The sequence below is a fragment of the Burkholderia sp. Tr-20390 genome, assembly GCF_017104595.1.
Lineage (GTDB): Bacteria > Pseudomonadota > Gammaproteobacteria > Burkholderiales > Burkholderiaceae > Burkholderia.
On the sequence record NZ_JAAGPC010000081.1, the window covers coordinates 23,866 to 39,491 of the forward strand.

General features: G+C 66.5%; 14 protein-coding genes. 12 read left to right on the forward strand and 2 right to left on the reverse strand.

Going from position 1 to position 15,626, the window contains the following annotated elements; translation table 11 throughout:
• Positions 1–3: 3 nt before the first annotated feature.
• From G3N98_RS21800 to G3N98_RS21830, 7 genes are all read left to right on the forward strand, one after another.
• On the forward strand, positions 4–3,141 hold the full coding sequence (locus G3N98_RS21800) for a multidrug efflux RND transporter permease subunit (protein ID WP_206149197.1): 3,138 nt from the start codon (positions 4–6) through the stop codon (positions 3,139–3,141).
• Complete coding sequence (locus G3N98_RS21805) at positions 3,141–4,598, forward strand: efflux transporter outer membrane subunit (protein ID WP_206149202.1); 1,458 nt, start codon at positions 3,141–3,143, stop codon at positions 4,596–4,598. Before G3N98_RS21800 ends, G3N98_RS21805 begins: the two co-directional genes overlap by 1 nt.
• Positions 4,599–5,436: 838 nt before the next feature.
• Entirely contained in the window at positions 5,437–5,949 is a 513-nt protein-coding gene (locus G3N98_RS21810; RefSeq protein ID WP_089425375.1) for a fimbrial protein, read from the forward strand.
• A gap of 118 nt (positions 5,950–6,067) precedes the next feature.
• A complete protein-coding gene (locus G3N98_RS21815) occupies positions 6,068–8,521 on the forward strand; it encodes a fimbria/pilus outer membrane usher protein (protein ID WP_206149203.1) in 2,454 nt (817 codons plus the stop codon).
• A gap of 16 nt (positions 8,522–8,537) precedes the next feature.
• Positions 8,538–9,284: a molecular chaperone gene (locus tag G3N98_RS21820; RefSeq protein WP_089425920.1), complete on the forward strand. Its 747-nt coding sequence runs from the start codon at positions 8,538–8,540 to the stop codon at positions 9,282–9,284.
• A complete protein-coding gene (locus G3N98_RS21825) occupies positions 9,281–10,306 on the forward strand; it encodes a fimbrial protein (RefSeq protein ID WP_089425377.1) in 1,026 nt (341 codons plus the stop codon). Before G3N98_RS21820 ends, G3N98_RS21825 begins: the two co-directional genes overlap by 4 nt.
• A gap of 84 nt (positions 10,307–10,390) precedes the next feature.
• Positions 10,391–11,731, forward strand: a complete 1,341-nt coding sequence (locus G3N98_RS21830; RefSeq protein WP_206149198.1) for a calcium-binding protein — start codon at positions 10,391–10,393, stop codon at positions 11,729–11,731.
• Positions 11,732–11,796: 65 nt separating this feature from the next.
• Here G3N98_RS21830 and G3N98_RS21835 read toward each other — a convergent pair whose 3' ends face one another.
• Entirely contained in the window at positions 11,797–11,934 is a 138-nt protein-coding gene (locus tag G3N98_RS21835) for an HHHH-motif protein (protein WP_163008971.1), read from the reverse strand.
• Positions 11,935–11,981: 47 nt separating this feature from the next.
• On the reverse strand, positions 11,982–12,221 hold the full coding sequence (locus G3N98_RS21840; protein ID WP_071334430.1) for a hypothetical protein: 240 nt from the start codon (positions 12,219–12,221) through the stop codon (positions 11,982–11,984).
• 321 nt (positions 12,222–12,542) lie between these two features.
• Here G3N98_RS21840 and G3N98_RS21845 point away from each other — a divergent pair, with 321 nt between their 5' ends.
• The 5 genes from G3N98_RS21845 to G3N98_RS21865 all read left to right on the forward strand — a co-directional run.
• A complete protein-coding gene (locus G3N98_RS21845) occupies positions 12,543–13,199 on the forward strand; it encodes an RNA polymerase factor sigma-70 (RefSeq protein WP_089425379.1) in 657 nt (218 codons plus the stop codon).
• An 86-nt stretch (positions 13,200–13,285) separates the two neighbouring features.
• Positions 13,286–13,528 (forward strand): MbtH family NRPS accessory protein, encoded by a 243-nt coding sequence (locus G3N98_RS21850; protein ID WP_011351933.1) that lies wholly within the window; start codon positions 13,286–13,288, stop codon positions 13,526–13,528.
• Positions 13,529–13,573: 45 nt separating this feature from the next.
• Complete coding sequence (locus G3N98_RS21855; RefSeq protein ID WP_206149199.1) at positions 13,574–14,581, forward strand: TauD/TfdA family dioxygenase; 1,008 nt, start codon at positions 13,574–13,576, stop codon at positions 14,579–14,581.
• Positions 14,581–15,429: an ABC transporter ATP-binding protein gene (locus G3N98_RS21860; RefSeq protein ID WP_206149200.1), complete on the forward strand. Its 849-nt coding sequence runs from the start codon at positions 14,581–14,583 to the stop codon at positions 15,427–15,429. The genes G3N98_RS21855 and G3N98_RS21860 overlap by 1 nt, the downstream gene beginning before the upstream one ends.
• On the forward strand, positions 15,426–15,626 hold a 201-nt coding region (locus tag G3N98_RS21865; protein ID WP_206149201.1), incomplete at its 3' end, for a hypothetical protein. The genes G3N98_RS21860 and G3N98_RS21865, both read left to right, overlap by 4 nt.

A 15,626-nucleotide genomic window follows, 5' to 3' on the forward strand; every position in this document is an offset into this window, starting at 1 on the left:
ACCATGGCACGTTTCTTCATCGATCGCCCCGTCTTCGCGTGGGTGATCGCAATTTTCATCATGCTGGGCGGCGCATTCGCGATCCGCGCGCTGCCCGTCGCGCAGTACCCGGACATCGCCCCGCCCGTCGTCAGCATCTATGCGACGTACCCGGGCGCATCCGCGCAGGTCGTCGAGGAATCGGTGACCGCGCTGATCGAGCGCGAAATGAACGGCGCGCCGGGGCTGATGTACACGTCGGCCACCAGCAGCGCCGGGGCCGCGTCGCTGTACCTGACGTTCAAGCAGGGCGTGAACGCCGATCTCGCGGCCGTCGAAGTGCAGAACCGGCTGAAGACGGTCGAGGCGCGGCTGCCGGAACCCGTGCGACGCGACGGCATCCAGGTCGAGAAAGCCGCCGACAACATCCAGCTCGTAGTGTCGCTGACGTCCGACGACGGGCGGATGACCGACGTGCAGCTCGGCGAATATGCGTCGGCGAACGTCGTGCAGGCGCTGCGCCGCGTCGAGGGTGTCGGCAAGGTGCAGTTCTGGGGTGCCGAGTACGCGATGCGGATCTGGCCCGACCCGGTGAAGATGGCCGGGCACGGCCTCACCGCGTCGGATATCGCGTCGGCCGTGCGTGCGCACAACGCACGCGTGACGATCGGTGACATCGGGCGCAGCGCGGTGCCGGCCAGCGCGCCGATCGCGGCGACCGTGTTCGCGGACGCGCCGCTGAAGACGCCCGCCGATTTCGGCGCGATCGCGCTGCGCGCGCAGGCGGACGGCTCCGCGCTTTACCTGCGCGACGTCGCACGCATCGAGTTCGGCGGCAACGACTACAACTATCCGTCGTACGTGAACGGCAAGGTCGCGACCGGGATGGGCATCAAGCTCGCGCCGGGCTCGAACGCGGTCTCCACCGAGAAGCGCGTGCGCGCGACGATGGACGAGCTGTCCGCGTATTTCCCGCCGGGCGTGAAGTACCAGATCCCGTACGAGACATCGTCGTTCGTGCGCGTATCGATGAACAAGGTCGTCACGACGCTGATCGAGGCCGGCGTGCTCGTATTCCTCGTGATGTTCCTGTTCATGCAGAACCTGCGTGCGACGCTGATCCCGACGCTCGTCGTGCCGGTCGCGCTCGCGGGCACGTTCGGCGTGATGTATGCGGCCGGTTTCTCGATCAACGTGCTGACGATGTTCGGGATGGTGCTCGCGATCGGCATCCTCGTCGACGATGCGATCGTCGTGGTCGAGAACGTCGAGCGGCTGATGGTCGAGGAGGGGCTCGGGCCTTACGACGCGACCGTCAAGGCGATGAAGCAGATCAGCGGCGCGATCATCGGGATCACCGTGGTGCTGACGTCGGTGTTCCTGCCGATGGCGTTCTTCGGCGGCGCGGTGGGCAACATCTACCGGCAGTTCGCGCTGTCGCTCGCGGTGTCGATCGGCTTCTCGGCCTTCCTTGCACTGTCGCTGACGCCCGCGCTGTGCGCGACGCTGCTCAAGCCCGTGTCGGGCGACCATCACGAGAAGCGCGGCTTCTTCGGCTGGTTCAACCGCCTGGTCGCGCGCTCGACGCAACGCTATGCCACGCGCGTCGGCAAGATGCTGAAGAAGCCGGTGCGCTGGCTCGTCGTGTACGGCGCGCTGACCGGCGCCGCGGCGCTGATGCTCACGCAGCTGCCGACCGCGTTCCTGCCGGACGAGGACCAGGGCAACTTCATGGTGATGGTGATCCGGCCGCAAGGCACGCCGCTCGCGGAAACGATGCAGAGCGTGCGGGAAGTCGAGTCGACCATCCGCCGCGACGAGCCGACCGCGTTCACGTATGCGCTCGGCGGCTTCAACCTGTACGGCGAAGGGCCGAACGGCGGGATGATCTTCGTCACGCTGAAGAACTGGAAAGAGCGCAAGAACGAAGACGCGCACGTGCAGGCGATCGTCGCGCGCATCAACGAGCGCTTCGCGAGCACGCCGAACACGACGGTGTTCGCGATGAACTCGCCGGCGCTCCCCGATCTCGGCTCGACGAGCGGCTTCGACTTCCGGCTGCAGAACCGCGGCGGGCTCGACTACGCGACGTTCAGCGCCGCGCGCGAGCAGTTGCTCGAGACGGGCCGCAAGGATCCGGCGTTGACCGACCTGATGTTCGCCGGCACGCAGGACGCGCCGCAGCTGAAGCTCGACATCGATCGCGCGAAGGCGTCCGCGCTCGGCGTGTCGATGGACGAGATCAACACGACGCTCGCGGTGATGTTCGGCTCCGACTATATCGGCGACTTCATGCACGGCACGCAGGTGCGGCGCGTGGTCGTGCAGGCCGACGGGCTGCACCGGCTCGACCCGGACGACGTGAAGAAGCTGCGGGTGCGCAACACCCACGGCGAGATGGTGCCGCTCGCGGCGTTCACGACGCTGCGCTGGACGCTCGGGCCGCCGCAGCTCACGCGCTACAACGGCTTTCCGTCGTTCACGATCAACGGCTCGGCCGCGGCAGGCCACAGCAGCGGCGAGGCGATGACCGCGATCGAGCGGCTCGCCGGGAAGTTGCCGGCCGGCACCGGCTTCTCGTGGTCGGGGCAGTCGTTCGAGGAGCGGCTGTCGGGGGCGCAGGCGCCGATGCTGTTCGCGCTGTCGGTGCTCGTCGTGTTCCTCGCGCTCGCGGCGCTCTACGAGAGCTGGTCGATTCCGTTCGCGGTGATGCTGGTCGTGCCGCTCGGCGTGATCGGCGCGGTGCTCGGCGTCACGCTGCGGATGATGCCGAACGACATCTACTTCAAGGTGGGGCTGATCGCGACGATCGGGTTGTCCGCGAAGAACGCCATTCTGATCGTCGAAGTTGCGAAGGACCTGGTCGCGCAGCGCATGTCGCTCGTCGACGCGGCGCTCGAGGCCGCGCGCCTGCGGCTGCGGCCGATCGTGATGACGTCGCTCGCGTTTGGTGTCGGCGTGCTGCCGCTCGCGTTCGCGTCGGGCGCCGCGTCCGGCGCGCAGATGGCGATCGGCACCGGCGTGCTGGGCGGCGTGATCACGGCGACCGTGCTCGCGGTGTTCCTCGTCCCGCTGTTTTTCGTGATCGTCGGCCGCCTGTTCGACGTCGGCCCGCGCCGGCGCGGCGGGGCACAGCCGGCGACGATGGAGGGTTCTCGATGATGTTTGCGCTGAATGCACGCGCCGCGCTGCGGGCCCAGGTTGCGCTGGCCGTCGCGCTCGCGCTGGCCGGCTGCACGCTCGCGCCGCGTTACGAGCGGCCGGCGGCGCCGGTGCCGGCGACTTATACGCCGGTCGACGGCAGTGCCGCACCGGCGGCCGAGGTGTCGCCCGCCGACGCCGCGCTGCTCGACGACTGGCGCAGCTACTTTACCGATGCCGCGCTGCAGGCGTGGATCGACGCGGCGCTCGCGAACAACCGCGACCTGCGGGTCGCGGCCGGCCGCCTCGAGGAAGCGCGCGCGCTGTACGGCGTGCAGCGTGCGGACCGGATGCCGTCGGTCGATGCGAACCTGGGCTATGACCGTACCCGCCAGTACGACCCGGTCGTGCGCGAAAGCGCGATCAGCGGGTTGTATCGCGCGGGCGTCGGCGTCAGCGCGTACGAGCTCGACCTGTTCGGCCGCGTGCGCAGCCTGTCGGACGCGGCGCTCGCCGAATATTTCGCGACGGCCAACGCGCAACGCACGGTTCGCATCGGCGTGATCGCCGATGTGGCCGGCGCGTATGTATCGGAGCGCTCGCTGCACGAGCAACTCGCGCTGGCGCAGCGCACGCTGGATGCGCGCCAACGCATGGCCGCGCTCACGCAGCGCCGTTATGCGGCCGGCACGAGCGACGCGATCGAGCTGCGCTCGGCCGAGATGCTGGTGGCATCCGCGCGCGCGTCGCAGGCCGCGCTGGAGCGCGAGCATGCGCAGTCCGTGCGGGCGCTGCAGTTGCTCGCGGGCGATTTCGCGCGCAACGTGCCGGATGACACGACTGCGCTCGACGCACTGTCGATCGCGCCCGTCGCGCCCGGCGCACCGAGTGCGCTGCTCGAACGGCGGCCGGACATCCGGCAGGCCGAGGCACGGCTCAAGGCCGCCAACGCGCAGATCGGCGCCGCGCGCGCGGCGTTCTTCCCGCGCATCACGCTGACGAGCGACTACGGCTCGGTCAGCGATGCGTTCTCGAGCCTGTTCGCCGGCGGCACGAGCGTGTGGACGTTCGCGCCGCGCCTCACGCTGCCGATCTTCGCGGGCGGCCGCAATCAGGCGAACCTCGACGTCGCGAACGCGCGCAAGCACATCGCGGTGGCCGATTACGAGAAGACGGTGCAGACCGCGTTCCGTGAAGTGGCCGACGCATTCGCCGCGCGCGACTGGATCGATCGCCAGCTTGCCGCGCAGCAGGACGTGTATGTGGCCGACGGTGCGCGATTGAAGCTGGCCGAGCGCCGTTACGCGGGCGGTGTCGCGACGTATCTCGAACTGCTCGACGCGCAGCGCAGCACGTACGAGTCGGGGCAGGAGCTGATCCGGCTCAAGCAACTCAGGCTCGCGAACGCGATCACGCTGTACCGCGCGCTCGGCGGCGGCTGGTCGCCGGCGTCGGCGGAGGCCGCGGCATCCGCGTGATGCCTGTCGCCTGACGCGACAACGCGTCGGGCGGCATGACGGCGGCGGTGCGCTTCGACGTGCCGCTGCCGCTTTCTTCGATCCATACCGCTGTTCCGGCGATATCTTCCCCCTCACTGACAGGCTGGCCAGGACGTATTCATCCTGCCGGAACGCGCACGTGCGCGCTGCGGAACAGCCCTCGTCATGCGACCGCTCGTGCCGCGATTCCGCGCAAACGTGTGCGGGCCATTTTTCCTTCCTGCGCTGCCGCGATACGGACCGGACGACGGGTTCCGGCGACCGCTCATGCATGTGAGTTACGATCAGGAATTGACGGTCGAATTAATCAATATATTGGAAATAATGAGAGTGGCAAAGTGTCGCAGTAAAACGTTTGTATTCATGTCGCAATCGTTTGCGCGAAAAAATTGAATTGATTGAATCGCGGTTTAATTTCCTGTTTGTTGAAAATGATTTGATATTGCCGTTGTCGTTCTGCAACGATGGCGGCATTGGACAATGCTTTGTCCTTTTCGACGATGATTTCGCGGGAGCCTTGCCCAGCAAGGGCCAGCAGGGTGGTTACGGCTGCCGATCGAAAATTTCCTTAATCTTCAGTTACTTCCCGCAAATAAAAAAGGACTGCGGATAAAAATTGAAGGATTGTAAATCGACAGGAAAGAGTGTGGATTTAGAGGGGTAAATCGGACATTGTCAGATGCATTTGACAATGATTTACAAAAAACTTTCACGATTATCTCGATAATGCCGCCTCGTGTCGGACGGGAGCCACCATGCGCTGCCGTTTGTGTCCGCCACGTCAACTACTCCATTTGCAGTCCTTACGGGAAACGTCATGAAAAAATCCATCCTGACCGCTGTCGCACTCGCGGCCCTGTCGACCTCGGCCTTCGCAGCGGGCACCGGCACGATCAACTTCACGGGCGAGATCGTCGCGGGCGCATGCGGCATCGATTCGGGTTCGGTCAACCAGACCGTGAACCTCGGCAAGGTGCCGACCAACGTGTTCAAGCAGGCTGGCGACAAGTCCACGCCGACCAACTTCGACATCAAGCTGACCGACTGCGACACGAGCGTCGCGCAGAACGCGTACTTCACGTTCACGGGCACGTCGAGCGCAGGCCAGCCGAAGCTGCTCGCGACGATCGGTTCGGCGACCAACGTCGGTATCCGGCTGCAGGCAGCGTCGGGTGAATACCTCGACAACGGCGCCGAGCAGAAGGCACCGACCGTGCTGCAGAACGGCACGAACATCGCGCGCTTCGCTGCGATGTACGAAGCGACCGCAGCCGGCGTGACGCCGGGTACCGCCGAAGGCGTCGCGAACTTCACGGTTCGCTACCAGTAAGCCGCCGTACCGGGGAAGGGTGCGCGCACCCTTCCTCGTTCGTTTTTCCTCCTTTTCTCCCTCCCTGGACTTCCGGTAGCGCCGCGTGCGAATCAGACATTCCTTCCTTTGCGTCTCCGTGCTGGTGGTCGGCAGCCAGAGCCATGCGACGGAATTCAATTCGTCGTTCCTGAACATCGACGGCTCGAACAACGTCGATCTGTCGCAGTTCTCGCAGGCGGACTTCACGCTGCCGGGCGAGTACATGCTCGACGTGCAGGTCAACGACCTGTTCTACGGGCTGCAGGCGATCGAATTCATCGCCGTCGATACATCAGGGGCGGGCAAGCCGTGCGTGCCGCCGGAACTCGTCGCGCAGTTCGGGCTGAAGCCGTCGCTCCTGAAGGACCTGCCGCGCTTCCAGGGCGGACGTTGCGTCGACCTCGGCGCGATCGAGGGCGCGACCGTGCGCTACCTCAAAAGCGACGGGCGGCTCAAGATCACGATTCCGCAGGCCGCGCTCGAGTTCACCGATTCGACCTACCTGCCGCCGTCGCGCTGGTCCGAAGGGATTCCGGGGGCGATGCTCGACTATCGCGTGATCGCGAACACGAACCGCAACTTCGGGACGGACGGTCGCCAGACGAATTCGATCCAGGCCTACGGGACGGTGGGCGCGAACTGGGAGGCATGGCGCTTTCGCGGCGACTACCAGGCGCAATCGAACGTGGGCAATACGGCCTACGCGGACCGCACGTTCCGCTTCAGCCGGCTTTATGCATTTCGTGCGTTGCCGTCGATCCAGTCGACGGTGACGTTCGGCGACGACTACCTGACTTCCGACATCTTCGACACGTTCGCGTTGACGGGCGCGTCGATCCGCAGCGACGATCGCATGCTGCCGCCTTCGCTGCGCGGCTATGCGCCGCTGATCTCGGGTGTCGCGCGCACCAACGCGACCGTGACCGTGTCGCAGGCAGGCCGCGTGTTGTACGTGACGCGCGTGTCGCCGGGCGCGTTCGCGCTGCAGAACATCAATACGAGCGTGCAGGGCACGCTCGACGTCGCGGTCGAGGAAGAGGACGGCAGCGTGCAGCGCTTCCAGGTGACGACGGCCGCCGTGCCGTTCCTCGCGCGCGCCGGGCAATTGCGCTACAAGGCCGCCGTCGGCAAGCCGCGCCAGTTCGGCGGCGCCGGCATCACGCCGTTCTTCGGCTTTGGCGAAATCGCCTACGGTCTGCCGTTCGACGTCACGGCGTACGGCGGCTTCATCGCCGCGTCGGGTTATACGTCGATCGCGCTCGGCCTGGGCCGCGATTTCGGCGCGTTCGGCGCGCTGTCGGCCGACGTCACGCATGCGCGGGCGAAGCTGTGGTGGAACGGCGCGACGCGCAACGGCAACTCGTACCGCATCAACTATTCGAAGCACTTCGACGGGCTCGATGCCGACGTGCGCTTCTTCGGTTATCGCTTCTCCGAACGCGAATACACGAACTTCGCGCAGTTCTCGGGCGACCCGACCGCGTACGGCCTCGCCAACAGCAAGCAGCGCTACTCGGCGACGCTGTCGAAGCGTTTCGGCGACACCTCGACCTATTTCTCGTACGACCAGACGACCTACTGGGAACGCGCGAACGAACAGCGCGTCGGCCTCACGCTGACGCGGGCGTTCTCGATCGGCACGCTGCGCAACCTGAACGTGAGCGTGTCGGCGTTCCGCACGCAGAGCGCCGGTGCAAGCGGCAACCAGGTCTCGGTCACCGCGACGTTGCCGATCGGCGGCCGTCACACCGTCACGTCGAACCTGACGACGGGCAGCGGCAGCACGAGCGTGAACGCGGGCTACATCTACGACGATCCGAACGGCCGTACCTACCAGATCAACGCGGGCGCGACCGACGGGCGTGCATCGGCGAACGCGAGCTACCGCCAGCGCTCGTCCGCGTATCAGCTGACCGCGCAGGCGTCGACGCTCGCCAATGCGTATGCGGCGGCATCGCTCGAAGTCGACGGTTCGTTCGTCGCGACGCAATACGGCGTGTCGGCGCACGCGAACGGCAATGCGGGCGACACGCGCCTGCTGGTGTCGACCGACGGCGTGCCCGACGTGCCGCTGTCCGGCACGCTCTCGCACACCGATTCGCGCGGCTATGCGGTGCTCGACGGCATCTCGCCGTACAACGTGTACGACGCGACCGTCAACGTCGAGAAGCTGCCGCTCGAAGTGCAGGTGACGAACCCGATCCAGCGCATGGTGCTGACCGACGGCGCGATCGGCTTCGTGAAGTTTGCCGCCGCGCGCGGCAGCAACCTGTACCTGACGCTGACCGACCCGGCCGGCAAGCCGCTGCCGTTCGGTGCATCGGTGCAGGACGTGGCGAACGGCAAGGAACTCGGCATCGTCGGCGAGGGCGGTGCGGCGTTCCTGACCCAGGTTCAGCCGAAATCCACGCTGGCGGTGCGGGCGGGCGAACGCACGCTCTGCACGATCGACACGCTGCCGAACCAGCTCCAACTCGAAGGCACGCCGATTCCGGTGACGTGCCAGACGCCCGGCGAGTCGCATGCAGCGGCCGCACGGGTCGAACGATGAATTCACGGATCCCGCGATGAAACATTCCTTCTCCCTTTCCTTTCCGCGGCGCGCATGGTGCGTGCTCGCGACCGCCGGCGCGCTGTTCGCAGGCGCCGCGCAGGCGGCGATCGTGCCCGATCGCACGCGCGTGATCTTCAACGAAGGCGAACAGGCCGCGATCGTCACGATCACCAACAAGAGCGCGACGTACCCGTATCTCGTGCAGTCGTGGCTCGAGGACGCGAAGGGCAACAAGATCACGTCGCCGCTGATGGTCGTGCCGCCGCTGCAGCGCGTCGAGGCGAACGAGCGCAACGTGCTGCGGATCGCGAAGCTGCCGGGCACCGAGCTGCCGGCCGATCGCGAAACGGTGTTCTACCTGAACATCCGCGAAGTGCCGCCGAAGACGGATACGCCGAACACGCTGCAGATCGCGCTGCATACGCAGATGAAGCTGTTCTACCGCCCGAAGGCCGTGCAGCCGGCGCGCGACGAGGACTGGACGCTGCCGATGACGTTGCGGGTCGACTCGGCCGCGCACACGCTCGTGTTCGACAATCCGACGCCGTATCACATCACGATCGTCAACCTGGCTTCGGGGGCGCAGAAGACGCCCGTGCCGCTGGAGCCGGTGATGGTGAGCCCGATGAGCAGGACGGACGTGCCGTTCAAGGCCGCGACGCCGTCGACGCTGTTCGTCACGCATGTGGACGACTACGGCGGCCAGGTGGCGGTGGAGTATGCGTGTGAGGCAGGGGCTTGCAAGAGCGTGAAGAAATGAGCGGGGGCGCAAGACAACGCCTGTCGCCGCTCGCGGCATGGCTGCGCTGGGTCGTGCTCGCGATGCTGATCGCGGTGGTGCAGCCGGCATGGGCGCTGCGCTGCCTGAGCGACGGCGGCGCGGATTCGCTTACCGAGCCGATCGGCGGCGTCGCATCGTATCCGACGGACGCGCAGGACGGGTACGTGATCTGGGTATCGCCGCCGCGCACGACGACGGGGTACTGCTACAAGGACTACGGCGGGGACGCACTGGCCTTTTCCGAGAAGGTTTACTTCTACGCGAACCCGAGAATGCAGGATCCCGCCGCATGGGGACTGGAAATCGGCATTCGCTATGGTGGCCGGGACTATTTCGGCCTGGGTAGCGGGCTGGGCGCGCGCGTGGAAACCACCACCGAAGTGGGTCCGTGTTCGCCCCGGGACTTTGCATGGGGGCGCTGCGAGAAGGTGCCACTCAGCATTACCTATCAGGTGGTGGTGCGCAAGAAGGGTCAATGGATGCAGCCGCCGAACGATATCTATGCGGTCTTCCAGTTCGACGGCAAATACGGCCTCAACGCGGCCCGATCGAGTTTTCAGTACCGGCTGAGCGGGTTGTCGCGCCTGAAGCCGACACCGTGCCTCGTCGACGTGCTGGTGACGCCCGAGCCCGGCATCGTCAATTTCGGTCAGGTGCAGGCGTCCGGCAATGGCTTCCTGCCGGCCGTGCCGCGCCGGCGGTTCTCGTTGTCGCTGACGAAGAAATGCAGCATCCCGATTCGCGTCGACGGCTATTTCGAGGCGACCAAGGGCACCGTACAGAACGGTTTGCTGGTGCCGGCAGCGAACAGCAATTTCGGGATCGGCCTCGAGGATAGTCAGGGCAAGGCGATCGAGTTCAACAAGCAGTTCACGCTCACGCAGTTTGCGGCCAACGTTGCGAATCAGACCGTGATGCTCGATGCGGTGCTCAAGTCGTTCGGACCACCGAAGATCGGGCCGTTTGACGCAGCCGCAACAATCCGGATTTTCCTGTATTGAGCGTGGTGCGGTGTGAGCGGCGTGCGCCGCGCAACATGCTGCGTGCACTGAATTTTCATTGATGTACGGACGGAGGAGAAGGGGATGCATCCGAGACGCAGTGTCGTCGCGGCCGTGCTGGCCGTGTCGGCAATGAGCGCGGTTCACGCGCAGACGGTATCGGCCGGCGGTTATTCGCTGACGGTGATTGGAGACCTGGGCGGGCCGCGCGACGTGCAGTACAACGGCAATGCCGTCAGCGCGGACGGCAAGACGATCATTGGTTCCTACTGGAGCGAAGCGCAGCCCGGTGGCTCGATGGCCTTCTCTTGGTCGGCCGCGACGGGCTGGCAGCGGCTGGCCGCGCCGGCGAACGCCTATGACTCGCAGGCACATACGGTGTCGGCCGATGGGCAGGTAATCGGCGGCTCGATCAGCGCGCGCCAGGCGGACAGCAGCAACCTCGATCGATGGGCGGTGCGATGGCCCGGCGACGGTCGCACACAGAAACTCGTTCCGGATACTGCCGGCCGGGGCGGAATGGTCGAAGTCGCGAACCTCGACGGCTCCAGGATGGCGGGTGACTTCACGACGACAAACGGATGGAGTGCACGGTTCCTGTGGGACCAGCGGACCGGCTTCCGCGAGTTGCCATCAGGGGGCGACTATCTTGCGCAGCTGCTGGCGATGACCCCATCCGGTAATGCTGCAACCGGATACGCCGGCAATGTCGACAGCGTGTACGGCATGCGTGCACTCCTGTGGACCGAAAAATCCGGCGAGCGACTGTTGCCGACGATCAGCGCGGGCTTGGCCAGAATGGATATGGCCAACGGCGTGACCGAAGACGGACGGACGATCGCCGGCTCGCTCGGCACCCTGGTGGTCACGCCGGATGGGCAATGGGTCGACTCGGAGGCCGTGCTATGGACGAACGGCGGTGACACGATCCAGCGGCTCGGTTTTCTCGACGGCGACAACAATAGCTACGCGTCGTCGATCAGCACAGACGGGCGGGTCGTGATCGGCGCATCGAGCAACGGGCAGATAGACGGCACGCGTGTCTTCGTCTGGACGCCGCAAAGCGGCATGCGCAGCCTCGTTGCATTGCTCGAAGAGGCCGGCCTGTCGGTCGGCACGCTGAATCTGAGCAGCGCGATCGGCATGAGCCCTGACGGGCAGACCATCACGGGGCAGGGCTATCGCGAAGACGATCCTGAGGGGAGGCCGCAATTCTGGCAAGTGCACATCGATGCGGCGACGCTGCGCGCATTGCGGCCGGCGAGCCCGGGTGCGGACGCATCGCGGGTACGGACGTCGCAGCCGAAGGCGATGTCACGCATGCTGGCGGCAAAGCCGAACGCCGCGATGCGGCGAGACGTCTGCCGCAAGCCGGTCAACCCGGCGCGGCTAGTGCAATGCCGGCTGGTCCCGGCCGCACGCTAGCGATCACGGTCGCATGCAGGTAAAGCGATGAAGCAAGGCGCCGGTTCCCCGGCGCCTTGTGTCGTTTACCGCACCCAGCGGCAAACCTTGTGATGGTGATGCTCGAAGTGACACACGCGGTGCGGATGGGCTTCGGCGATCGCCGGCACGAGTACGGCGGCGGCGAGCGCCGCGACGGTCAGGGTCTTGAGTAGCGTCTTCATGTTTGAGGTCCTGTCGTTGAATAGTGGGTCACGGGAGCGGCGGCGCGTTACCACTGCGGCCGCTGATCGTCGCGATGGTCGTCCCGGCGATCGTCGCGGCGGTCGTCATGGCCGCCGCGATGCTGAGCCTCCCAGTCGCGGCGCTCCCAGTAGCGATTTCCGTCCCAGTAACGATCGCCATGCCAGCCGATCGTGACTTCGGCCGGGCCCGGATAGGCGACGCATCCGGTGAGCATCACGCTCGACAGCGCACCAATCATGACGGCGGATAACACGATGGATTTCATGTTGTTCTCCCTTGGGGAAACGGCACGTCGATCGTACGAGCCCTCAAAATTTCACGTGGTAAGAAGTTGCTACCGCGCATGACACGACGCCCCAGGCGTTTCGTCGGAACCCCGTGAAAGCAGCGGCAGCCGTATCCGCCGGACAGACACGTCGATGGCCGCCTGCCACCACCAGCGGCATGCGTCCCATCTGCCCCGGCAACGATTCCGCCGATTGTTCAGACAAATCCTGACAACCGAAAGGGTCATTTCGTAATCGTATTGAGAATGATTTGCGTTTACGTTAAATTTCGCTATCTCGGAATTTGACGGAGCAGATCGATGGCGATGGCGGAAGTGCTCGACCGACCGGCGGCGGCAGCGGCAAACCCGTTCCTCGGCAGTTATCCCGACCGGCCGCCGCGTGCGCGCCGCACCGCGGAGCCCCGTGCGCAGGGCGCGTTGCTGGACGTGCTGATCTCGCATCGGGCGATGCTCGTCAATGTCGCGCGCGGCTTCGTCGGCTGTGCGAGCCGCGCCGAGGACGTCGTGCACGACGTGTTCGTGAAGCTCGTCGAATTCCCGAACCAGGACGCGGTGCGCCAGCCGGTCGCATACGTGACGCGGATGGTGCGCAATGCGTCGATCGATGCGTGCCGCCGGCAAAGCCTGGAGAACGTCTATCACACGGAAGAGGACGACGGCTTCGACGTGCCGTCGCCCGAGCCGACGCCGGAAGCCGCGCTGCTGACGCGCGACACGCTGCGGCGCGTGTGGGCCGCGCTCGACGACCTGCCGGCGCGCAGCCGTGCGGCGTTCGAGATGGTGCGACTGCGCGAGGAAACGCTGCAGACCGCGGCGCGCGCGCTGAACGTGTCGCAGACGCTCGTGCATTTCATGGTGCGCGACGCGGAACGCCACTGCGCGGAATGCCTCGACGCGTGCCATCGCGGCGTCGCGTGCCCGGTGTTCCTGGGCGGCCGCGCACGGCGCCGGTAAAAAACCGCGCCGGCCAAACGTCTATCAGACAGGAGCGGCCGAAATCGCCGCTTCGCCACCTTCAACCGCCTCAGCGATTTCCGATCATGACGCAAGCCACGACGCCTTCCGCCGACACCGACGACCTCGTCTACACGGTCGTCATCAACGACGAAGAACAGTATTCGATCTGGCCGACGTTCCGGCCCGTGCCGGCCGGCTGGCGCGAGATCGGCGTGAGCGGCCCGAAAGCCGACTGTCTCGCGCACATCGAGACCGTCTGGACCGACATGCGCCCCGCGAGCCTGCGCCGCGCGATGGACGGCGAGCGCGCATCGCGCGCGTCGTGACCCGCTGCGCCGGGTTTCCGGCGCGCCACCTGAAGAGGACGTTGCATGACCCTGCTTTCGTTGCCGACGCTCGACGACCTGCGTATCGAGCCGGGGCTGCCCACCGTCGTGTCGCCGCGCGGCAGTGACGGCATATCGATCGACGACGTCGCGCCGCTGGCGCGCGAGATCGCGGCCGACACGCTCGAACGGGCGGGCGGCGTGCTGTTCACGGGTTTTCACGTGCCGTCGATCGACGTGTTCCAGCAGTTCGCGGCATCGTTCGGCGATCCGCTGATCGGCTATGAATACGCATCGACGCCGCGCAGCCAGGTCGAGGGCGCGGTCTACACGTCGACCGAATATCCGCCGCACCGCGCGATTCCGCTGCACAACGAGCAGTCGTATACGCGCGAATGGCCGCTGCGGATCTGGTTCCACTGCGCGCTCGCCGCGCCGAAGGGCGGTGCGACGCCGATCGCGGACAGCCGCGCCGTCTATCGCGCGCTCGATCCGGCGCTGATTGCGCGTTTCGAGAAGCGTGAACTGCTGTACGTGCGCAATTTCGGGCAGGGGCTCGACCTGCCGTGGCAGCAGTCGTTCGGCACCGACGAGCCGGCCGAAGTCGAGCGGATGTGCGCGGCGCGCGGCATCGAATGCGCATGGCGCACCGACGACGACGGCGAGCTGCTGCTGCGCACCCGCGAACGCTGCCAGGCCGTCGCGCGGCATCCGCGCACGGGTGACCGCGTGTGGTTCAACCAGGCGAACCTGTTTCATCTGTCGGCGCTCGACGACGACATGCAGGAAGCGCTCGTCGACGCGGTCGGGCTCGAGAACGTGCCGCGCAACGTGTATTACGGCGACGGCGAACCGCTCGAAGCCGACGCGCTCGCGGAGATCCGCGGCGTGCTCGACCAGCAGCGCATCGTGTTCCCGTGGCGCACGGGCGACGTGCTGATGCTCGACAACATGCTGACCGCGCATGCGCGCGACCCGTTCGAGGGGCCGCGCAAGGTCGTCGTCGCGATGGCGCAGAGTTATACGGTCCCGCGCGGCCGAACGGAGGATTGATGACGCGTAGTACCGCCGCGCTTGCCGCGCGCGGGCTGTCGGTAGGGTATCGCGACCATGTCGTGATCGACGGGCTGGACCTGTCGATCGCGGCCGGCCGCGTAACCGCGCTGTGCGGACCGAACGGCTGCGGCAAGAGCACGCTGCTGCGCACGCTCGCGGGCCTGCAGCCCGCACGTGCCGGCCATGTCGAAGTCAACGGCCAGCCGCTCACGGCGTTTCGCCGTCGCGCGCTCGCGCGCGAGCTGACGATGCTCGCGCAGTTCAACCAGATTCCATCGGGCCTCACCGTGCGCGAACTCGTCGCGTACGGGCGCTATGCATACGGCGGCTTCCTGCGCGGCCTGTCGCGGGCCGATCACGCGGCGATCGACGAGGCGCTCGAGACGAGTGGCCTCGCGGGCGACGCGGACCGTGACGTCGGCGCGCTGTCGGGTGGCGAGCGTCAGCGCGCGTGGATCGCGATGGCGCTCGCGCAGCAGGCGCCGATCGTGCTGCTCGACGAACCGACGACCTATCTCGACATCCATCACCAGCTCGACATCCTCGATGCGCTGCGCACGCTGAACCGCACGCGCGGGCTGACGATCGTGTGGGTATTGCACGACCTGAACCAGGCGGCCGCGTACAGCGATGAAATCGTGCTGATGCGCGCGGGCCGCCTCGTCGCGCAGGGCACGCCCGACGCGATGCTCGATCCGGCGCGGCTGCGCGCGGCGTTCGGCGTCGAGATGCTGAAGCTTTCGCATCCGCAGACGGGCGCGCCGATGTGCGTGCCGGCCTACGGGCCGACGACCGACGGCGCGCCGCAGGCGGCCGGCGTCTTCGATCGGGATCTCGCCGTATGACGACGTTCGCGATGCGCAAGCGCCTCGCGGCGGCGGGGAAGGGCACGGCGCCGGGCCGGGCCGGCGCGATCGCGTTCGGCCTCGTCACGTTGATCGCGCTGCTCGCGGTGCTGCGCGTCGCGCCCGATTTGCGCGTGTGGTGGAGCGCCGTGCCCGGCAGCGATGCCGCCGCGCTCGCGCACGTGTTCCTGTTCGAC